23 protein-coding genes and 1 pseudogene are annotated in these 19,985 nt (G+C 68.5%); 9 read left to right on the top strand and 15 right to left on the bottom strand.

Annotated features, from left to right (window positions below):
* Nucleotides 1-100: 100 nt before the first annotated feature.
* The 6 genes and pseudogenes from JGR68_RS00390 to JGR68_RS00365 all read left to right on the top strand — a co-directional run.
* Nucleotides 101-883: pseudogene (locus JGR68_RS00390) on the top strand (ATP-binding cassette domain-containing protein); the annotation flags it as partial.
* 161 nt (nt 884-1,044) lie between these two features.
* The gene (locus tag JGR68_RS00385) at nt 1,045-1,794 is read left to right on the top strand and encodes an MlaE family lipid ABC transporter permease subunit (RefSeq protein ID WP_199363071.1); all 750 of its coding nucleotides are present in this window, start codon (nt 1,045-1,047) and stop codon (nt 1,792-1,794) included.
* Nucleotides 1,795-1,958: 164 nt separating this feature from the next.
* On the top strand, nt 1,959-2,480 hold the full coding sequence (gene mlaD / locus JGR68_RS00380; RefSeq protein ID WP_199363073.1) for an outer membrane lipid asymmetry maintenance protein MlaD: 522 nt from the start codon (nt 1,959-1,961) through the stop codon (nt 2,478-2,480).
* A complete protein-coding gene (locus JGR68_RS00375) occupies nt 2,477-3,154 on the top strand; it encodes an ABC transporter substrate-binding protein (RefSeq protein ID WP_199363075.1) in 678 nt (225 codons plus the stop codon). The genes mlaD and JGR68_RS00375 overlap by 4 nt, the downstream gene beginning before the upstream one ends.
* A complete protein-coding gene (locus JGR68_RS00370) occupies nt 3,141-3,434 on the top strand; it encodes an STAS domain-containing protein (protein WP_199363077.1) in 294 nt (97 codons plus the stop codon). The genes JGR68_RS00375 and JGR68_RS00370 overlap by 14 nt, the downstream gene beginning before the upstream one ends.
* A gap of 16 nt (nt 3,435-3,450) precedes the next feature.
* Nucleotides 3,451-4,587 (top strand): VacJ family lipoprotein, encoded by a 1,137-nt coding sequence (locus JGR68_RS00365; protein ID WP_199363079.1) that lies wholly within the window; start codon nt 3,451-3,453, stop codon nt 4,585-4,587.
* Nucleotides 4,588-4,772: 185 nt separating this feature from the next.
* On the opposite strand, the gene rmuC is transcribed toward JGR68_RS00365, so the two are convergent.
* From rmuC to JGR68_RS00350, 3 genes are all read right to left on the bottom strand, one after another.
* Entirely contained in the window at nt 4,773-6,350 is a 1,578-nt protein-coding gene (rmuC, locus tag JGR68_RS00360; RefSeq protein WP_199363081.1) for a DNA recombination protein RmuC, read from the bottom strand.
* A 98-nt stretch (nt 6,351-6,448) separates the two neighbouring features.
* Nucleotides 6,449-7,231, bottom strand: coding sequence for a hypothetical protein (locus JGR68_RS00355; protein WP_199363083.1), 783 nt, complete (start codon nt 7,229-7,231; stop codon nt 6,449-6,451).
* A 279-nt stretch (nt 7,232-7,510) separates the two neighbouring features.
* On the bottom strand, nt 7,511-8,680 hold the full coding sequence (locus tag JGR68_RS00350; RefSeq protein WP_199363085.1) for a class I SAM-dependent rRNA methyltransferase: 1,170 nt from the start codon (nt 8,678-8,680) through the stop codon (nt 7,511-7,513).
* Between the two features lie 123 nt (nt 8,681-8,803).
* Between JGR68_RS00350 and JGR68_RS00345 the strand changes: the two genes are divergently transcribed.
* The 3 genes from JGR68_RS00345 to JGR68_RS00335 all read left to right on the top strand — a co-directional run bounded on the left by JGR68_RS00345 (nt 8,804) and on the right by JGR68_RS00335 (nt 12,498).
* Complete coding sequence (locus JGR68_RS00345) at nt 8,804-9,598, top strand: rhomboid family intramembrane serine protease (protein WP_199363086.1); 795 nt, start codon at nt 8,804-8,806, stop codon at nt 9,596-9,598.
* Nucleotides 9,599-9,722: 124 nt separating this feature from the next.
* A complete protein-coding gene (locus tag JGR68_RS00340; protein WP_234446666.1) occupies nt 9,723-10,724 on the top strand; it encodes a serine hydrolase domain-containing protein in 1,002 nt (333 codons plus the stop codon).
* 31 nt (nt 10,725-10,755) lie between these two features.
* Nucleotides 10,756-12,498 (top strand): M20/M25/M40 family metallo-hydrolase, encoded by a 1,743-nt coding sequence (locus tag JGR68_RS00335; RefSeq protein WP_199363088.1) that lies wholly within the window; start codon nt 10,756-10,758, stop codon nt 12,496-12,498.
* Between the two features lie 83 nt (nt 12,499-12,581).
* On the opposite strand, the gene JGR68_RS00330 is transcribed toward JGR68_RS00335, so the two are convergent.
* The 12 genes from JGR68_RS00330 to JGR68_RS00275 form a co-directional block, all read right to left on the bottom strand.
* The gene (locus tag JGR68_RS00330; protein WP_199363089.1) at nt 12,582-12,914 is read right to left on the bottom strand and encodes a YnfA family protein; all 333 of its coding nucleotides are present in this window, start codon (nt 12,912-12,914) and stop codon (nt 12,582-12,584) included.
* A 159-nt stretch (nt 12,915-13,073) separates the two neighbouring features.
* Nucleotides 13,074-13,244, bottom strand: coding sequence for a hypothetical protein (locus JGR68_RS00325; RefSeq protein WP_199363090.1), 171 nt, complete (start codon nt 13,242-13,244; stop codon nt 13,074-13,076).
* Nucleotides 13,245-13,366: 122 nt separating this feature from the next.
* The gene (locus JGR68_RS00320) at nt 13,367-13,678 is read right to left on the bottom strand and encodes a hypothetical protein (RefSeq protein ID WP_199363092.1); all 312 of its coding nucleotides are present in this window, start codon (nt 13,676-13,678) and stop codon (nt 13,367-13,369) included.
* 179 nt (nt 13,679-13,857) lie between these two features.
* On the bottom strand, nt 13,858-14,145 hold the full coding sequence (locus JGR68_RS00315; RefSeq protein WP_199392538.1) for a hypothetical protein: 288 nt from the start codon (nt 14,143-14,145) through the stop codon (nt 13,858-13,860).
* A gap of 98 nt (nt 14,146-14,243) precedes the next feature.
* Nucleotides 14,244-14,612, bottom strand: coding sequence for a hypothetical protein (locus JGR68_RS00310; protein WP_199363096.1), 369 nt, complete (start codon nt 14,610-14,612; stop codon nt 14,244-14,246).
* 126 nt (nt 14,613-14,738) lie between these two features.
* Complete coding sequence (locus JGR68_RS00305; RefSeq protein ID WP_199363098.1) at nt 14,739-15,134, bottom strand: DUF1801 domain-containing protein; 396 nt, start codon at nt 15,132-15,134, stop codon at nt 14,739-14,741.
* 499 nt (nt 15,135-15,633) lie between these two features.
* A complete protein-coding gene (locus JGR68_RS00300; RefSeq protein WP_234446536.1) occupies nt 15,634-15,966 on the bottom strand; it encodes a hypothetical protein in 333 nt (110 codons plus the stop codon).
* 193 nt (nt 15,967-16,159) lie between these two features.
* The gene (locus tag JGR68_RS00295) at nt 16,160-16,375 is read right to left on the bottom strand and encodes a hypothetical protein (RefSeq protein ID WP_199363103.1); all 216 of its coding nucleotides are present in this window, start codon (nt 16,373-16,375) and stop codon (nt 16,160-16,162) included.
* A 148-nt stretch (nt 16,376-16,523) separates the two neighbouring features.
* Nucleotides 16,524-17,024 (bottom strand): hypothetical protein, encoded by a 501-nt coding sequence (locus JGR68_RS00290; protein ID WP_199363104.1) that lies wholly within the window; start codon nt 17,022-17,024, stop codon nt 16,524-16,526.
* A 431-nt stretch (nt 17,025-17,455) separates the two neighbouring features.
* The gene (locus tag JGR68_RS00285) at nt 17,456-17,749 is read right to left on the bottom strand and encodes an addiction module antidote protein (protein ID WP_199363105.1); all 294 of its coding nucleotides are present in this window, start codon (nt 17,747-17,749) and stop codon (nt 17,456-17,458) included.
* A gap of 2 nt (nt 17,750-17,751) precedes the next feature.
* Nucleotides 17,752-18,048 carry a type II toxin-antitoxin system RelE/ParE family toxin gene (locus JGR68_RS00280; RefSeq protein ID WP_199363106.1) on the bottom strand — a complete coding sequence of 99 codons (297 nt, stop codon included), beginning with the start codon at nt 18,046-18,048 and terminating at the stop codon, nt 17,752-17,754.
* 112 nt (nt 18,049-18,160) lie between these two features.
* Nucleotides 18,161-18,832: a PhoU domain-containing protein gene (locus JGR68_RS00275; protein WP_199363107.1), complete on the bottom strand. Its 672-nt coding sequence runs from the start codon at nt 18,830-18,832 to the stop codon at nt 18,161-18,163.
* Between the last annotated feature and the right edge of the window lie 1,153 nt (nt 18,833-19,985).

Below are 19,985 nucleotides of genomic sequence, written 5' to 3'. Positions count from 1 at the left end.
CAGGGGACATGCGCGATAATCATGGGGCGATCCGCTCCGCCCGCGTTCAGCCGTGACGCGAGATGCTTCCGCGGTTCTGTCCCCGCTACCGTCCAGGCCCATGCCCCACGCTGCGCAGCCCGCATCGCACGTCCCCGCCGTCCGCCTCTCCGGCGTGCGCCTGGATCGCGGTGCGCGCACGATCCTGTCGGGCATCGACCTGGAGGTGCCGCGCGGCAGCGTGACCGCGATCCTCGGCCCGTCCGGCAGCGGCAAGTCGACCCTGCTCGCGGCGCTGACCGGCGAGCTGGTCCCGGCCGCGGGACGCGTTGAAGTGTTTGGCCAGCCCGTGCCGCGCCGTCATCGCGAGCTGCTGGAGCTGCGCAAGAGCATCGGCGTGCTGCTGCAGGGCAATGGCCTGCTGACCGACCTCAGCGCCGGCGAGAACGTGGCCCTGCCGCTGCGCGCGCACACCCGGCTTCCGCTGCCGGTGATCGAGCAGCTGGTGTTGATGAAGCTGCACGCCGTTGGCCTGCGCACCGCCGTCGACCTGTACCCGCGCGAGCTGTCGGGCGGCATGGCGCGCCGCGTGGCGCTGGCGCGCGCGATCGCGCTCGACCCGCCGCTGATGCTCTATGACGAGCCGCTCACCGGCCTCGACCCGATCGCGTCGGGCGTGATCATGTCGCTGATCGCGCGCCTCAACGCCACCCTGGGCATGACCAGCATCATCGTCAGCCACCACGTGCGCGAGACCCTGCCGATCGCCGACCAGGTGCTGGTGACCGCCAACCGCGGCATCGTCTTCGCCGGCACGCCGGCCGAGCTCGAAGCCAGCGACGACCCGCTGCTGCGCCAGTTCCTGCGCGGCGAACCCGACGGTCCGATCGCCTTCGACCCGGCCTCGGCCCAGCCCAGCGCGCGCGATGCGCTGGCGCGTGCCGAAGCCGCCGAGCCTGCGCGCGTTGTGGCGCCCGCAGCCGGCGCCACCGTTGGGACCCCGGGCGTGGCGCACGCCGCAACTGGCGCCACCCCTGCGCCGCATCCCGACGCCGAGGCCCGCTGATGCCCTTCATCTCCAGCACCCGTTCGCTTGGCCGCGCCGGACTGTTCTCGCTGTCGGTGTTCAGGGCCTCGAAGCCGACGCCCGACTTCTTCGCCGAGCTGCTGCGCGAGATCTACAAGATCGGCGCACGTTCGCTGCCGATCATTGCCGTGGGCGGTGCCTTCGTCGGCCTGTCGCTGACCCTGCTCGGCTATCGCGCGCTGGAGACCTACGGCGCCGCCAACCAGGTCAGCGTGCTGATCGGGCTGGGCCTGTACCGCGAGCTGGCGCCGGTGCTGACCGCGCTGCTGTTCATCGGCCGCGCTGGGTCCTCGATCGCCGCCGAGCTGGCGCTGATGCGCGCCACCGACCAGATCCAGGCCCTGGGCCTGATGGCGATCGACCCGGTGGCCAAGGCCGTGGCGCCGCGCTTCTGGGCAGCGGTGATCTGCGTGCCGCTGCTGACCGCGTTCTTCGTCAGCCTGGCGCTCTCGGCCAGCTGGTTCGAGGCCGTGCAGATCCTGGGCGTGGAGAACGGCACCTTCTGGCAGACCATGCGCGACGTGGTCGATTTCCACGACGACTTCCTGGTCGCCTTCCTGAAGTCGGCGATCTTCGGCGGCACCGCGGCCCTGGTCGCGGCCTACGTCGGCTTCCACGCCGAACCGACCATCGAAGGCACCTCGGTCGCCACCACCCGCGCGGTCGTCAACGCCTCCCTGCTGGTCCTGATGTTCAACTTCGTCCTGTCCGCGCTGCTGTTCCGGTGATGGACGGGAGAGCATTTTTGCCACGGATTTACGCGGATGCACACGGATTCACGCGGATAGGTCCAAAGCGTTCCTATTGAAAAGCTCTATCCGTGTAGATCCGCTCTTATCCGCGTAAATCCGTGGCAAAAAAGCTCTTGCCCTTCGTGCCCCCCGAGGTCCCCATGAACACATCCCGTGGTCCCAGACTCGAATTCGCCGTCGGAGCGTTCCTGCTGCTGGCGCTCGCCTCCGTGCTGGTGCTGGCGGTGGCCTCGACCAATGGCAAGTTCGGCTTCGCCCGCGACAGCTACGAGTTGACCGCGCGCTTCACCAACCTCGGCCAGCTGCGTCCCAACGCGCCGGTGAAGGTCGGCGGCGTGACGATCGGCAGCGTGTCGGCGATCGACCTTGATCCGGTCAAGTTCGACACCATCGTGACCCTGGCGATCGACAGCCGCTTCAACGAGATCCCGATCGACACCTCGGCGCAGATCCTCACCGGCGGACTGCTTGGCGAAAGCTATGTTGGCCTGCAGCCGGGCGGCGACCTCGAGGTGTTCCAGCCCGGCGAGGAACTGGTCTACACCCAGCCCGCCGTCGACCTGATGCAGATGGTCGGCAAGTACATGTTCAGCGGCGGTGGCGAGGATGGCCCCGCAGACCCCGCAACCGATACCCCGCCCCCCACGGAGCCCACCCCATGACGTTTCGTCCCCTGATTCCCCTCGTGCTGGCCTCGGCGGTGCTTGCCGCGCTGCCGCTGTCCGCGCACGCCCAGGCCGGGCCCGCCGCCGCGGCCAAGCCCGCCACCGCCGCCGCCACCACGCAGGGCTCGCCGAGCAAGCTCGTGCTCGACAACAGCCAGCGCATCCTCACCACGCTGGAATCGCGCCGCGCCGAGTTCACCGCCGACCGCGGCAAGCTGCAGGCCTTCATCGCCGGCGAGTTCGACCAGATGTTCGACCGCGAGTACTCGGCCCGCCAGGTGCTCGGGCGCCACGGCCGCGGCGCCGACGATGCCGAGGTCAAGGTGTTCGCCGATGCGCTCGCCGACAGCCTGATGCGCCGCTACGGCAGCTCGCTGCTCGACTTCAACACCCGCCTGCGGGTGCGCGTGAAGGCGGAAACCCCGCTGCCGCGCGGCCTCGGCGTCAAGGTGTCCAGCGAGATGCTGCGCCAGGGCGGCGAGCCGATCCCGGTCGACTACCTGATGCGGCAGACCGCCGACGGCTGGCGCGTGTTCGACGTGATGGTCGAGGGTGTCTCGTTCGTGCAGACCTTCCGCCAGCAGTTCGACACGCCGCTGTCGCGCAAGCCGATCCGCGACGTCGCCGCCGACCTGCGCGCCGGGCGGATCCAGGCCGATGCCGGCACCTGACGCCGCCATAAGCCGGGACGGCGACGCGCTGCGCGTCAGCGGCGCCGCCACCGGCGACACCGTTCCCGCGCTGTGGCGCAGCGCACGCCCGCAGTGCGCGGGCGCGCGCCGCATCGACATCGCCGGCGTGACCCGACTGGACAGCGCCGGCCTGGCGCTGCTGTCGGCACTCGCCGACGCCGCCGGCAGCGCGGGCATCGAGGTCGTCGGCACCCCCCCCGGCCTCGCCGACCTGCGCGCCGCCTACCGCCTGGACGCGGCGCTGGGCTTCGGCGCCTGACATGGACGCACACCACATGCACAGCCCGTCATCCACTCCGCGGCGGCTGGCCGTATTCGCCCTGGGCGTCGCCCTGCTGGCCGGCTGCGCGGGCACGGCGCCGCGCGCGCCCGCACCGTCGGGCGCGATGCCGGTTGCAGCCACCGAAGCGCCGGCGCCAACGGCCGGCGACGCTGCGGGCCATGGCCAGGATGCAGCGACGTCCGCAGCCGTGGACGTTCCGCCCGACGCGGCCACGAACCAGACCGGCGACGGTGCGCTTGCCGTTGAAGAAGACCCGGGCGGCGCGCCGATGGCCGCCGATGGCTCCGGAGCGCCGGCCGCCCAGGGCCCCGTGTCGGCCGCCACCCAGGCCGAGCTCGACTTCGCCGCCATCTACGGCGGCGACGTCTACGACCCCATCGCCGATCCGACCCTGCCTGAACCGGCGACGGTCGGCTCTCCCGGGCATGACCCCTGGGAGAACTGGAACCGCCGCGTCCACGGCTTCAACATGGCGATCGACCGCGCCGTCGCCGAGCCGCTGGCGCGCGCCTACGTGAAGGTGGTGCCGCGCCCGCTGCGCCTGGGCGTGGGCAACTTCTTCTCCAACCTCGGCCAGCCGGTCAGCGCGCTGAACGCGCTGCTGCAGGGCAAGCCGAAGCAGGCCGGGCAGTCGCTGGGCCGGTTCGTGGTCAACGCCACCATCGGCATGGCCGGCCTGTTCGATCCCGCCACCCACCTGAAGATCCCCAACCGCAGCGAGGACTTCGGCCAGACCCTGGGCGTGTGGGGCTGGGAGCAGTCGCGCTTCGTCGAGCTGCCCCTGTTCGGGCCGCGCACGGTGCGCGATGTCTTCGGCCTGGTGGGCGACGGCCAGGTCTCGCCCACCCGGCAGATCAACGACGACACGGTGCGCATCGGCCTGCAGGGCCTGCAGCTGGTCGACCTGCGCACCCAGCTGTTCGCGGTCGACCGCCTGCGCGAAGGCGCCGCCGACGAATACGCCCTGGTGCGCGACGCCTGGATGCAGCGCCGCAACTACCAGATCCACGGCGACCGCATCCGCCGCGACCAGCAGCAGGACCTGCCCGACTACCTGCTCGACGACGAGACCAACCCCACCGTCCCCGTCGACGTGATGCCGATCATCCCGGGCTCCAGCCCGCCCTGATTCCTGTTGGATCGGCCGCAGCCGCGACGCGGCCTGGCGATCGCGCCCCCCGCCCGCGATCCCACTCTGTAGGAGCGGCTACAGCCGCGATCACCGCCACCGCAAGGTCCTATCGCGGCTGTAGCCGCTCCTACAGGGGCGATTGCGGGTTGCACCGCCAGGCCGAATCGCGGCTGTAGCCGCTCCTACAGGGGTTCGTCGGTGCTTTCGGCTTCGGCGGGCTCGTCGAAGCCGTCCCCGGTCGCGGTCAGCGCCAGCCCGGCGGCATCCGGCTTCAGCTCCTCGCGCAGCGCCTTCTTGCCGCGCACGCCCAGTTCGGTCAGCCGGCGCGCGCGTGCCAGCACGCTGCGGTTGGACTCGTCCAGCCGGCGCTTGGCGTTGCCGTACGACTTCTGCACCGCGTCCAGCCGCGTGCCCACCTGTTCGAAGTCCTCCAGGAAGCCCTGCAGCGCGTCCAGCAGCAGCCCGCCGGTCTCGCCGATCTGCAGCGCCTGGCGGTGGATGCGGTCGCGCGTCCACAGCCGGTCGACCACGCGCAGCAGCGCCATCAGCGTGTTCGGCGAGGCGAACACCACCTTGTTCTCGAAGGCGAAGGTCTGCAGCGTCGGGTCCGAGCCCAGCGCCGCCGACAGCGCGCCCTCGATCGGCACGAAGGCGATGGTCACGTCGAGCGCGTCGGGACCGATCGCCGCCGGATAGGAACGGTCTGCGAGGTCCTTCACGTGGCGCCGCAGCCCGTCGCAATGGCGGCGCAGCGCGACCGCATGCAGCTCGGGCTCGTCGCTCGCGTTCATGGCCTCCTGCCAGGCCACCAGGTTGACCTTGCTGTCGACCACCACGCTGCGCTCGTCGGGCAGGAACACCACCACGTCCGGTCGCAGCGCGCGGCCTTCGTCGTCGCGCGCGGCGGCCTGGCGTTCGAAGTGCACGCCCTCCTCCAGCCCGCTGCCGCGCAGCACGCTTTCCAGGATCAGTTCGCCCCAGTCGCCGCGCACCTTGCTGCTGCCCTTCAGCGCGCGGGTCAGTGCCGCGGTGTGGCCGGCCATGTCCTGGTTGAGGGTCTTGAGCTCGGTCACCGCGCCGAACAGCGCCGAGCGCTCCCTGGCCTCGTCGCTGTAGAGCGTGTCGATGCGGGTGCGGAACTCGCCCAGCCGGTCCTGGAATGGCTTGAGCAGGCCCTCGATGTCGGTGCGGCCCTGCGCACTGGCCGCGCGCACGCTGGCTTCGAACTGCTTGCCGCGTTCGTCGAAGACCCTGCCGGCCAGCGCCGCGAAATCCGACGACAGGCGTGACCGCGCCTCGTCGATGAAGGCCTGCATCTCGGCGCGCGCGCGGTGCGAATGCTCGAGATTGGCGGTGAGTTCGGCGCAGCTGCGCTCGGAGCGCTGATAGTGCTCGCGCAGTTCGCCGCAGGTGCTTTCGGACGCTTCGGCGCGGCGCAGCGCCGAGGCCAGCGCTTCGCTGCGTTCGGCCAGGCTGCGTTCGGCCAGTCCCGCCTGCGCGCGTGCGGCTTCCAGTTCGCCGCGGATGTCGGCCAGCGCCGCGGCGTCGCGCTCATGGCGGCCGCGTGCGGCCTCGAGCTCGGCGGTGACCGCACCCAGCTGGCCCTGCAGCCGCCCGGCGGCCTCCACCGCACCGCGATTGGCCTCGCGCTCGGCGCGCAGCTCGGCGGCCAGCGGGTTGCGGCGCAGCTGCACCAGCAGCATGACGATGGCGGCGATCGCCACGGCCAGGACCAGCATCAACACCAGTTCGACGTTCATGCGGCCAGTGTAAGCCGCGGCGATCGCAGCCTCTGCGACCGCTGGAAAAAGACACGTGCCCGCCGACTGTCACCCGGCCGGCAGGCACGCGGGCGCGATCAGAAATCCCATCGCGCCGAAAGCGTCACCGGCACCGAGAAGCGGCTGCCCGTGTCGTTGATGGTGGCCAGGCCCAGGCCACCGATCGCGCTGTCGTCGTCCTTCAGGTCAGCGGTGTAGCGCACGCCGCTGGCCAGGGTCATGCTGAAGGTCTCGCCGATCGGCACGATCACGCCCACGTCCAGGCCGCCGCTTGCCACCCAGCCCGAGTCGTAGAACGGCGCGTCGGGGATGATGATGCCGGCGTCGGGGATCTCGAACGTGGCGCGGATCTCGTCGACGCGGGTCGCACCGACCCGCGCACCCACGAAGGGACGCGCCGTGCCGGGGGTGCCGAAGTACAGGCGGTAGCCGACCTCGGCCGACAGCGCGGAATAGTCCTCGAACGTGCCGTAGACCGGCAGCTCGACGTCGAGTGCCGGCACGTAGGCGCCGCCCACCTGCACCATGCCGTCATCGGCCTCGGTGCGCCGGACCTGGCCGAAGAATTCGGTGCGATCGCTGGGGGCGTAGGCGAACTCGATGCCGACGGTGCCGGCCGTGTCGTAGATGCGGTCGTGCCCGCGCGCGCCGATGCGCAGTTCGGCGTCGACGCCGGCCAGGTCGGGATTGAGCGGGCCGAGGTCGGGCACGTTGGCGATGGCGCCATCGTGGACGTCGCCATTCACGGGCACGTCGACGCCGCCCACGAGGGACATCGACCAGCGGCCGGCCTCGGGACCCGCGGCGTGCGCGGAGGTGGCAACGAGGGCGGTGAGAGGAAGGATCAGCCAGGTACGCATGGGAGGCTCCGGAGCGGTGACAAGGGAGGGATGTCCGCGTCCCGTGCCACGGATCCGTGGCCTGACGCGGCACGCCTCACGCTAGGGAGTGACCGGTTAGCCCCTGATCAACCTTTAGCCTGTACAAACCCTGTGCAAACCGCGAGCCGCAGCCCCTGTAGGAGCGGCTACAGCCGCGATTGGAGGCATCCGGCAGACCCGATCGCGGCTGTAGCCGCTCCTACAGACGCGGGAGAGCCGGGAAACCCCGGAAGCCTGAAACCGTCGGGAACTGCCGCGTCAGTCCAGCACCCGGCAGAACACCGCCTTCAGGTAGCGCGATTCCTGCGCATGCGCCATGAACGGATGGTCCGGCCCCGCACCCGACACCTTCAGCACCTGCACCGTGCGGTTGGAGAAGAACGCCGCGCGCCGCAGCATGTCGAGGAACTGGTCCTCGGCCACAAGCCCGGTGCACGAGAACGTTGCCAGCAGCCCGCCCGGCTTCACCACCGACAGGGCCAGCTTGTTCATGTCCAGGTACTTCTTCAGCGCCGGGATCACCTGCTCGCGGTCGCGGGTCATCTTGGCCGGGTCCAGGATCACCACGTCGTACTGCTCGCCGGCGTTCGACGCGTCGCGCAGCCACGGGAAGATGTCGGCCTGCACGAAGCGCGGGCGCACGCCGTTGAGCTTGGCGTTGCCCTTGGCGAGTTCGATCACGTCGGCGTCGATGTCCACGCCCACCACGTCCGCCGCGCCGCGCACCGCCGAATACACCGCGAAGCCGCCGGTGTTGCAGCACAGGTCGAGCACGCGCTTGCCCGCCACCTGGCGGCTCAGCCACTCGCGGTTTTCGCGCTGGTCGGCGAAGAAGCCGGTCTTGTGCGCGCCCGCCGGATCGGCACGGAAGCGGATGCCGTGCTCGGTGATGATCGCGGGCTCGGTGCCGGGCGTGCCGTGGAAGTCGAAGCTTTCCTGCTTCTGCACGTGCTCGTCGGCGAAGGCGTGGAAGCGGCAGCCCGGGAACTGCTCGCGCAGCGCCTCCATGATCCACTCGCGGTGGCGGAACATGCCGGCGCTGAAGTATTCCAGCACCAGCAGGTCGGCGTAGCGGTCGACCACCAGGCCGCTCAGGCCGTCGCCCTCGCTGTGCACCACGCGCCAGGCGTCGCTCACATCGTCCAGGCGCAGCACGTCGCGGCGCAGCGCCACGGCGTCGGCGATCTTGCGCGAGAACCAGCCCGCGTCGACCGGCACGTTCGGATCGGTCTCGAGGATGCGCACCGCGATCCGCGAGTGGCCGTTGTAGAAGCCGCGGCCGATCCACTCGCCGTCGATGCCGGCCACGTCGACGATGGTCCCGGGCTTCGGCCGCGGGTTCGGCTTCTCGACCAGCTTCTGGAAAATCCACGGATGGCTGGACCGCCAGGCATTGCGCAGGCGGACGACGGGGAGGGCTTCGTTCATGGCGGCGATTCTACCGGGTCGCGCGTGGGCGCCTGCCGCCGTGCCCGGCGTCAGCCGAGTGAAAGCGCGGCGTGCCGCGGCCGCCACCCTTGCGTTGCCGGCATCCGCCGCCATGCTTCGACCATGCACCTGCCCGTCCACGACCATCCGCCCGATTCCGCCGCCCAGCGCGCGGCCGACTGGCGGCGGTTCCGTCGTGCGGTCGGCGCGTCGGCCCTGTTCGTCGCCCTGCTTGCGGTGGTGTATGCCGCCCAGTCCGGCTTCGACGCGCGCCTGTTCGCGGTCTCCCCCGGCAGCGCGCGCGGGCTGTTCGGCATCCTCACCGCGCCGCTGCTGCACGGCTCGCTCGACCACATCGTCGCCAACGGCGCGGCGGTGCTGTTCCTCGGCACCCTCGCCGGCTGGGTGTATCCCAGGGCCTCGCTGCGCGGGCTGCCGCTGATGTGGCTGGGTTCGGGCCTGGGCGCCTGGGCGCTCGGCGCGCCGGGGTCGTGGCACCTGGGTGCCAGCGGCGTGACCCACGGGCTGATGTTCCTGGTGTTCGCCCTGGCCGTGCTGCGCCGCGACCGCGCCGCCATCGCCGCGACCATGATCGGCTTCCTGTTCTACGGCGGCATGCTGCTGACCGTGCTGCCGCGGGAACCCGGCGTGTCCTGGCAGTCGCACCTGGGCGGCGCGCTGGGCGGGATCGTCGCGGCCTGGCTGTTCCGCCGGCTGGACCCGGCGCCGCCGCGCAAGCGCTACAGCTGGGAGCTCGAGGACGAGCAGGCGGCCGCCGACGCCGCGCGTGCCGCCGCCGAGCGCGCGCAGTTCGAACCGGCCTTGCCGGATGACGTGCCGGTGCTGTGGCAGCGGCCCGAGCCCACGGATGACGAACGCGGCAAGGTCCTGCCGTTCCCCCCGCGCGATCGGTCCTGACGGGATCGGCCCTGACGGCATCGGCCACGGCCTCGCCGGGTAGACTCCGGCGATGCGCCTGCCCACCGCCGTCCTGCTGCTCGCCGTCGCCCTGCCCTGGGCCCCCGCCACCGGACGCGACGCCATGACCGAAGCCGACGCCCGCCTGCAGCGCTACACCGGCGAAGTGCCGGGCGCGGCCCTGCTGGTGCTGCGCGACGGCGAGCCGGTCCTGCGCCGCAGCGTCGGACTCGCCGACGTCGATGCCGGCACGCCGGTGACCCCGGCCACGAGCTTCCGCCTGGCCTCGGTCAGCAAGCAGTTCACCGCCGCCGCCGTGCTGCTGCTGGCCGAGGACGGCCGCCTGCGCCCGGACGATCCCGTGCGCCGCTGGCTGCCGGGGCTGCCGGCCAGCGCCGATGGCGTCACCCTGCACCACCTGCTCAGCCACACCTCGGGCCTGCACGACTACGAAGACCTGATGGCCGCCGATTTCCAGGGCCAGGTGCGCGACGCCGGCGTGGTCGACCTGCTGGCCAGCGGCGGCGAACCCTACTTCGCCCCGGGCAGCGCCTACCGCTACAGCAACTCCGCCTACGCCCTCCTCGCGCTGGTGGTCGAACAGGCCTCCGGCAAGCCCTACCAGGACGTGCTGCGCGAACGGATCTTCGTTCCGCTGGGCATGACGCACAGCGTCGCCTTCGTCGATGGCCTCAACACCGTCGACGCCCGCGCCTACGGCCACAGCGCCGACGGCCACGGCTGGCGCCGTACCGACCAGTCCACCACCAGCGCCGTGCTCGGCGACGGCGGCATCTATTCCTCCATCGACGACCTGGCCAGGTGGGATGCCGCGCTCGCCGACGACCGCCTGCTCTCCGAAGCCTCGCGCGCGCTGGCCTTCTCGCCGCAGACCACCACGCCCACCGGCGAGGCCGACGTCGCCGCCTACGGCTACGGCTGGCGCCTCGACGGCCGGGGCCTGCTGTGGCACTCCGGCGAAACCATCGGCTTTCGCAACGTGATCCTGCGCTGGCCCGCACAGCGCCTCACCGTGGTCATGCTGACCAACCGCAATGCGCCCGAACCCTATGCCGACGCCCGCGCGATCGGCGAGGCGTTCCTGCGCGAGGCCACCGCACGCTAGGCTTGTGGCCTTCACCGCCGCCGGACCCGCCATGCCCGTCGCCCCACGCCGTCGTAAGACGCGCGCCCTCGCGCTCGCCACCGCCGCCACGCTCGCCCTGCTTCCCGGCCTGTCGGCCTGCAAGCGCGGCGCCGATCCGGACGCCGCGGCGGCATCCAGCGCCACCGAAATACCGCAGGACCCCGCCGCCGCGCGCATCGAGGCCGACGTCCGCGCGCTGGCCGACGACCGAATGCAGGGCCGCGAAACCGGCACGCCGGGCCATGACCTGGCCGCCGACCACGTCGCCGCGCGCTTCGCCGAGGCCGGCCTCGCCCCCGGCGGCGACGACGGCGGCTGGTTCCAGCGCGTGCCGCTGCTGCGCGCCACCCTGGTGCCGGAGGGCGCCAAGCTGCAGGTGCAGCTCGAGGGCGCCGCCGTCGCGCTGGCCTTCCAGGACCAGTTCCTGCCGATGGCCAACTTCAACGCCGCCGATGCCGCGGTCAACGCGCCGGCGGTCTTCGTCGGCCAGGCGATCCATGCGCCGGGCCTCGACCATGACGATTTCGCCGGCCTCGACCTGCGCGGCAAGGTGGCGGTGATGTTCGGCGGCGCACCCGAGCGCTTCGACGACACCCGGCGCGCCTTCCATGCCGCGCTGGACGAGAAGCTGCGCAGCGTCGCCGAGCGCGGCGCGGTGGGCGCCGTGCTGGTCGGCACCGCCGCCGACGAAGTGCGCACGCCCTGGGCGCGCAGCGCGGAGGCCTGGGACCGGCCGGCGATGCGCCTGCGCGATGCCGACGGCCGTGGCCTGGACACGTTTCCCGCGCTGAAGGTCGTCGCCCGCGTCAGCGCCGCGGCCGCCGACACCCTGTTCGCCGGCGGCGAGCGCAGCGCGGCCCAGCTGGCCGAGCGCGCGCGCTCCGGTGAAGCCGGCGGCTTCGCGCTGCCGGTGCAGCTCTCGCTGGCCGTACGCACGCGGGTCGAGCCGCTGGAGTCGCGCAACGTCGTCGGCGTGCTGCGCGGCCGCGACCCCACGCTGGCCGACGAATACGTCGTGCACACCGCGCACCTCGACCACGTCGGCACCGGCATCGCGGTCGATGGCGACGCGATCTACAACGGCGCGCTCGACAACGCCCTGGGCGTCGCGATCATGGCCGAGGCCGCGCGCGCGCTGGCCGCCGCCAGCCAAGCGCCGCGCCGCTCGCAGGTCTTCGTCGCCGTCACCGCCGAAGAGCAGGGCCTGCTCGGCTCGCGCTGGTTCGCCCGCAACCCCGCCGCCGGCGGCACCCTGGTGGCCAACATCAACCTCGACATGCCGGTGCTGACCGCGCCCAGCCGCGACGTGGTGCCGATCGGCGTCGAGCACTCGTCGCTGAAGGCCGTGGTCGAGGACGCCGCGCGCGACGTGGGCGTGCGCGTCTCGCCGGACCCGTTCCCAGAGGAGGCGGTGTTCGTGCGCAGCGACCAGTTCTCCTTCGTGCGCGAAGGCATTCCCGCCGTCTACCTCGACGGCGGCATCGAGCCGGCCGACCCCGAGCGCGACCCCAAGGTCTCCGCCACCTGGTTCATGCGCAACTGCTACCACCGCCCCTGCGACCAGGCCGACCTGCCGATCCACTACGGCGACGCCGCGCGCCTGGCGCGGCTGTCGGCAAGGATCGCCCAGGGCATCGGCGAGGCGGATGCGCGGCCGGTGTGGAACGAGGGTGACTTCTTCGGCGAGCGCTTTGGTGGCGGCTCAGGTGCCGGTGCTGGTGCCGGTACTGGTACTGGTACGGGTACGAATTAGGGTTCGGGATCGGGTTCGGCAAAGGGCCAAGCGCCGGGCACGTGCGCGGCGCGCCAGCCCGCCGCGTGGGCTCCGCGCATCGCTCAGCCCTGGCGTGCGCCGAGCATGATCACCGCCATCCCCAGCAGGCACAGGCCAACGCCGATCCAGTCGGTCAGCGAGGGTCGCACCGCGTCGACGGCCCACAGCCACATCAGCGCCACCGTGACGTAGACCCCGCCGTAGGCCGCATAGACGCGCCCGGCCGCCTGTGGATGCAGGGTCAGCAGCCATACGAACACGGCCAGGCTGAGCGCCGCCGGCAGCAGCAGCCACGCCGAGCGGCCCTGCTTCAGCCACAGCCACGGCAGGTAGCAGCCGATGATCTCCGCCAGCGCCGTGGCGACGAAGAGCGCAAGGATCCTGGGCAGTTCCATCGCTGCGCGCCCCGGTCAGGCGCCCTGGCCAAAGACGTAGACAGCCACTCCCGACGCCACGCCGGCCGCGACTCCCCTGGGTCCTTGCATGGTCCTCTCCTGGTGCTGCCCGTGGGCGGGGCCGGCCGCGTTCCATCGTACGGCCCGCCTGATGACGTGTCAGCGGCGCCGCGAGAGTGCCGCGCCGGCGACGAGACCGACGGCCACCCCGGCCGCGAGGCCAGCTGGCAGGTTGCCGAAGACAATCCCCAGTGCGCTGCCGAGTCCGGCGCCTGCGGCCAGGCCGATGCCGACCATCCATGCGTTCGAGCGCGGTGCACTGCGGGTCATGGCGTTCTCGCAAAATCGTCCGGGGTCAGTGCAGGACGCCCGGGCCGGAGAACTGTGACCCTTCGGTGCGGCAATCCCGTACACGCGACGGCGGCCGATCCCGCAGGTCGCGGGGCGCCGCGTCAGCCGCGCTTGCCAGGCCCGGACACGTCGACACCCGCCGCCGCAAGCTGCGCGCGAGCCTCGGGATCGGCTTCGAGCACGCGGCGCAGCGTGTGGAAGACATACACGCGGCACAGGCCTGGCCAGGCGACCAGCAGGTAGAGCGCTCCCGCCACCAGCCAGTCCGGGCGCGCCACCGGCTTCCAGCCGCCCAGGTGTCCCGCGGCGGTGTAGCCCAGCACGGCGAGCAGCACCCAGCGGAACCACGCCCAGAAGCGCGTGCCCCACAGGACATTCCTGAAGTGGCGGATCTCATCCTCGGTCAGCGTCATGCCCTGCCTCCTTGCGTGGTGCACCCATGAAGCCTCAGCCCCACAGGCCGAAGATCACGCCGAACAGTGCGGCGAGCAGGACGATCCAGACGTTCACGGCGGTTCCCCTTGAGCATCGGCGGGGCGGGCCGCCCGATTGGCAGAAGAGTAGCAACGAGCGGCGTTTTCGAGGGCGGTGCTTACCCGGCCAGGAAGAACTCGACCTTCCCGCAGCCAGGACATGCGTATGTGTCGAATCCCTCGCGGTTGGTGAAGAGCTTGCCAACGTCAAGCAGCAGACCGGGCAACAGGCTTCCCTCATGCAGCTTCATGCGGCGAACGAAGCTCAACCCGGTTCCACAGCGCAGGCACGCCAGGGTTCGCTGTGTTTCCCCTGGCGCCAGGGCGTCGGGAACGAACTCCGCGGCCGGCGGGCTGCCATCGACGCCGGTGCCACACTTCCAGCAGATCGTGTAGCCGTTCTCCACGGCTTCGCCGCAGGTCTTGCATGTTTCCCGGCCCATATACGCTCCATTGCAACCCGGCACCTGGCGTCAGGACGCATCGTCAACGCGGATGCGCCCGATCAGGCCATGGGCCGAAAGCGTCTCCTCGCCCAGGCTCCCATCGCCCAGAGCAAAGTAGAGCATGCACCGGCCAGGACCGTCACGCTGAGTACCAGCCATACCAGCCCGCGGCCACCGCTGAAATTGAGCTGCGGGTTGCCTGCCAGGACCACCGAGACGGGAAGCCAGAGCATGGCCGCGACCAGCGAGACCAGCGAGGCGGCGCGAAGCGTGGAACGCGGCAGGCTCAGCAGGCATGCAGCGCCCGCAAGTGCACACAGACCTGAAGCGACCAGCCCGTTGCCGAGCGGCAAACCACCCGGCAAAGGTGCCTCGAGCCAGGCTGCGCCGCGAATCAGGGACAGCGCGGCGAAGACGGCGAACGCCACCAGCGCCGAAGCGACCGCCGCGGACCCTCTCATGCCCGCGGCGATACTTTCTGCCGCCGCGCGATCGCCACGGTGCTCACTGCAGCGACGGCCGGAAGACCGAGACGTGCGTGTCCTTGAACGCAGCTACACATGCTTGATCCACTCCCGGACGACTGCAACCAGCGGCTCACGCTTCACCACAAGGTCCTCCCGACCGGCGAACCTGACCGATGCACGGTCTGGTCCAAGCCACTTGAGGATCCCATGGGGATCAGGGATCCAGCCCGGCGGCAACGCCCGCTTGGACCTGGCTCCCAGATGGAGAATGAGCTGCACCGAGTCCTTGGCCCTCAGAGGCATCGTGGCGAAGTGCTCTGACGTCCTGAAGCTCGGTGCGTTCCATTTGTTCTCCTCGGAGATCCCCGGGTCCGCGCCGAGGAGGATGTGCCTGAGCGCGACAATCTCCTGCTTGAGCGGATGATCCAGTGCCGCAATGAAGGCCTGTACCGTAAGCAATGATCCGGCGCCCTTCCCAAGCATTTCCGCACCTCGTCCCATGCCGCCTGACGCCAGACTACGCCGCGCCGCGAAGCGGTGTGGGCTCGACTGGACGGCCACGCTGCGGCCCCTCAGGAAGGTGGTCCGCGGCCAGCAACCTGAACTGCTTTTGCTGCTCGAGTGAGAGCACGCGGAACGGTATCGGCATGGCGCCGCTTTCGAGCTCGACAAGAAATCCCGGGCTGTAAATGTGGACTGCCTTCACCCTGGCCCAGGCAACAGAGCCCGGGCCACGCCTGGTGCGCCTGCTCACGCCCGCAGCGTCGATCGTGAAGTCGCATCGGCCGACACGCGACGATTTGTACACGAACCCGATTGCTGCAACACACAGCAGCGTAAAGCGGGCCACATGTCGCCTTGCCCCCGTCAGGGTCTGCAAGGACTCCTCTGTGTCGAACGCGTGCTCCGTTACGAAACGAAGGTACTCTCCAAGCCGATAGCGGACTGCGAACTCGATGCGGAGCGAGGAATCCATCGCTGCCTAACGAACAAGCGGGGCCGAGCCGCACGACAGCCTGCCCCAGGACTGCCGGAGGCCCACAAGGTGGACGATGCCGATCAGCAGGCAGATTGAAGAGCTCACGAGCCAGAACACCATGCTGTTGCCAGGGAAGTACGCCATGACCGGCACGAACGCGACGCCCCGGACCATGTAGATGGCCGTGACGGCGGACAGGACAGTACGGCGCAACGGCAGCCTGCGAATCACGCCGGCGCCGGACAGGGCGTAAGCACTCCAGGCAGCAAGAACGCCGGCAATCGCCAGGGTCACGACGGTGGGATACCAGTGGCCGGCCCCGTGCAGCTGTGCCATCTGCTCTCCGGCGCCCAAGAGCCGAAACAGCGGAGCGCCCACGACAAGACACGCCAGATGTACCAGCGCTGCGAGTCCGCTGAGGGCAGCGGCGAATACGAGAAGCTTGTTGGTTGGACTGGCCATGTGGCTCCCTGCGACTTGGCACCGGAATCAAGCCGTGCCGCGAAGCAGTAGCGGCTTGAATGATTTGCTAGGCCTGCGGCCGGCGTTGCATCACCAACGTCACGCGGCCGATCACATACAGAACGAGGCCGGCGATGAAGCTCCCGTAGGCAACCCTGAATCGCATGTCGCTGTGGGCGATCGCGGCAGGCTGGAAGAAGATCCAAGCCGCCAGAATGGCGCTAACGGCAAGCAGTCCGAGTCCGACCAGGAGGTAGATGTTTGTGACGCCAAATCGAGCCATTGAATCTCTCCACCCTCTGCATGGCCAAATGCGGACCTGACACCTGGGCCAAGCCGAGACGCGGAATGGAGCGAAGCGGCTTCGTCTCGAACGCTTTGCCAGGCCCCACCCATGCCGCCCTCTCTGACGTGATGGCTGAGTGTGCGGGCTAAAACAGCCCGACGGCAACTGGTGCAAGGCACGCAACGCCGATCAGAAAAGGGGTGATGCGCCGCCAGGTCCTTGTGGCCTGATTCGTAGCCATGACATAGCCAAGCACAACGACGAGAACCAGCAGCGCGCACAACGCTGCTACAAGAGTCCACGTTGCCGCCTGCCAGATCATTGGATCCGCGGGAAACGTAAAAAGGATGCCAGCCGCCGCTACGCAAATGCCGATCGCAAGCCAGGTGAGAGCGGTTGTGAACATGAGTTTGCGAAATGCTGCCATTGGCGCCAACCCCCAAGTCAAGCCAAGACGCGCCAAGGCGGGCACTTGCGGTTCTGCCCTCTCGCGCCAGTCTGCGTCAGCGAGACAACATGAAAGGGGGCTGTAAAGCGACTCGGCAACGTCGGCGACGGAGACGCCGGGAAGCTCACTCAGGCGAACTGCGGTGGCCTTGAAATGATCGGTGTAACGGTAGGTTGTTATGGGGCCTGGTGTGAGCATGAAGACACTCCTGATCGTTAGGTCAGGGTGTCCACTGAAGCGAAGGAACTACCGTGTCGGCTTGAACGCACTGTCATGCCCAGCCGCCGCCGTTGTCACCACGAGAACGTGGCGTCGACTTACCGACCTTACCTGGCCGCCGGCTGGACAATGCGAGTGCAGCGGCAACGCCCAGAGCGATGCCTAGCCCGATGCTCAGGGCAGGGCTACCAAGGACAATTCCGAACGCTGCGCCGATTGCGACGCCAAGCGCCATTCCCGCGCCCAGGTTTCGACGCATCTTCTCGTTGCCGCCCTTCCACATCGCCATGCACCTCCCAGCGGGGCCTAACGCCCAAGTTAAGCCGCGCCGCAGCGGGGCGTGAAGCACATGGCAAGCTGTACCTGCCATGTGGTTTGCGCCCCGATGTGGTGTCGGCTTGAACGCATTGTTAGGTCGCTGCCACCGTGATCTTTAGGCCAAGCGCATGCGCGACCTTGGATACGGTAGCGAAGCTCGGGTTGCCTTGCCCCGAAAGAGCCTTGTACAAGCCCATTCGGGTCATGCCGGTTTTCTCGGCGAGCTGGGTCATGTTGCGAGCTCGGGCCACATCTCCGAGCGCAGCCACCAGCAGCGCGGGATCATCTTCTTCTGCGCATGCGTTCAAGTACGCAGCAATGTCCGCTTCCGTCTCCAGGTAATCTGCGGTGTCGTAGCGGCTGAACTTCTCTTTTACTTTGGTCATGGCTAGTCCTCCCATTGCTTGGCAATGCTCTGCGCAAGCTTGATGTCTTGGCTTTGGGTGGATTTGGTGCCGCCGCAGAGCAGCAGCACAAGTGTTTGATTACGAAAGGTGTAGTAAACCCGATACCCGGGGCCGTGATCTATTTTGAGCTCGCAGATCCCACCCTTGAGCGCTCGGTGCTGCCCTGGGTTCTCCAGCGACAACCGCCGGATACGCACCTCTATGCGAGCCTTTACTTGACGGTCGCGCAAAGCGCGTAACCATGCATCGAAAGTGTCGCTCTTGAGGATCTCGACCATGGCAGGGAGAGTAAACCACGGTTGTCTATGTGTCAACCACGGTTGACTATCACCAGCGGCCTAACACCTGAGTTAAGCCGTGCCGCGAAGCGGCATCGGCTTGAATGAATTGTTAGGCGCCACTGCGGAGGTCCAGCTTTATCTGGCCCAATTCCTTCAAGAATTGGTCGACGTCGGTTCTAGGAAGCGTTAGCACAAACGAGAACTTATTCCCTACGCCGGCAAACGATGTTCCGAGCAATGTTCCATTTCCATGAGAGTCGATGATCACGCGGTCATGTATCAATTCCGTCTCGTAGTACGAAGCGTCGACACCTCGCTCAGCAATGCGCCTCTTGAAGTTCTGGAAAATAATTCCCTCTGGCCCGGGAAGGTGAAAGATCTCTACTGATCTCAGTTCTGGACTCGATAGAAGATCGATCAGGTAATCAACGTAGTCATTCTTGTTCTTAAACCCTTTGGTCGGCTTGTTGAACTGAAAGAAGTATGGGTCACATATTACGAGATGGGCCGAGTTCTTAGTTTTTTTCCTGACGTGCTTCTGATCCGAACCGATGTTGCCCGGGACGCCGGTCAGGAGCTGTAATATTCCCTCTCGTTCATTAGAGCTACCGGAGAGCGCACAGCATCCATGATGCGAAGACATCTCGTCTAGCTTTTCTTCAATTCTGGCCAAGCGGTGAAAGAATTCATTCTCCCGCCGGAACAATCGTTCGGCGTGCCACCTGTCTCGCCTCTCGAATGCGGATATCAATCTTTCAACTTGCTCTTCAGTCAGATCCATCGTCTCCCCCCGTGGCGCCTAACACCAGAGTTAAGCCGTGCCGCGAAGCGGCATCGGCTTGAACGAATCGTTAGGCCGCCGTTCCCCGGCACCTGCGCCCGACGTGCGGCAGCTCAACCCCTGAGGCGAACAGTACAACAAGCGCCGTGTCTGGTGCTGCCGAAAAGCACCATGCGCGCGGCCAAGTACTCTCACCGTGCACTGCCCGAAGCCGACCCGGTAGGTCGAATCTGGCGAAGAGTCGCGCCTGTCCGAAGCCGAGGTGCTGCAGGACAGACTGCCGATGCCTGCACCGCGCGTGCGAGGTGCAAACGCTGCGGATGAGCGAGGCGCTACAGCTTGCCTGGAACCCGGCAACAACAGTGCGGGAAACAAGGCCTAACACCAGAGTTAAGCCGAGCAGCGTAGTGAAGCAAAACACATGGCAAGCTGTACCTGCCATGTGTTTTGCGTAACGAAGCGGATTCGGCTTGAACGACTTGTTAGGCCGCCGCTGCCCGGAACTTACGCCCGACCCGCGATAGCCCAACCCCGGAGACGAACAGTACAACAAGTCTTGCTGGAGAGCTTGACCTGGCACTTGGCGCGAGCGAAGCCTAGAAGATCAAGTCGCGCGGCCAAGAGCTCTCACCGCGCACTGCCCGAAGCCGACGCGGCGAGTCGAACCTTGCGGAGAGTCGCGCCTGGCCGAAGCCGAATTGTTGCAGGGCTGACTGCCGACGCCCGCACCGCGCGTGCGAGGTGCAAACGCTGCGGATAAGCGAGGCGCTACAGATCGCCTGGAACCTGGCAGCAACAGTGCGGGAAACAAGGCCTAACACCAGAATTAAGCCGTGCCGCGAAGCGGCATCGGCTTGAATGAATCGTTAGGCCGCTGATACCTGGCACCTGGCCCAACCCCTGAGCGGAACACTACAACAACTTGCCTGGCGCTGGCCGTGCCTGGGGGGCTGAGCCAAGACCGACAGTTCGCGCGGCCAAGAGCCTGCACCGACAACTTGAACGAGCCGACTCAGGATGATCGTACTTGTGCTGAAGCTGCGCCTGTCCGGAGCCGAGCTGCGCCACGAGTGACTGCCGATGCCGTCACCGCGCGTACGAGGAACCAACAGTCACGAAAGAGCCCGCTGCCGCAGGCGAGCACAAACCCTGT

Source organism: Luteimonas sp. MC1750 (assembly GCF_016615955.1).
Classification (GTDB): Bacteria; Pseudomonadota; Gammaproteobacteria; order Xanthomonadales; family Xanthomonadaceae; genus Luteimonas.
Note: the sequence above shows the minus strand (reverse complement) of the source record. Positions and strands in the feature narration are given on the sequence as shown.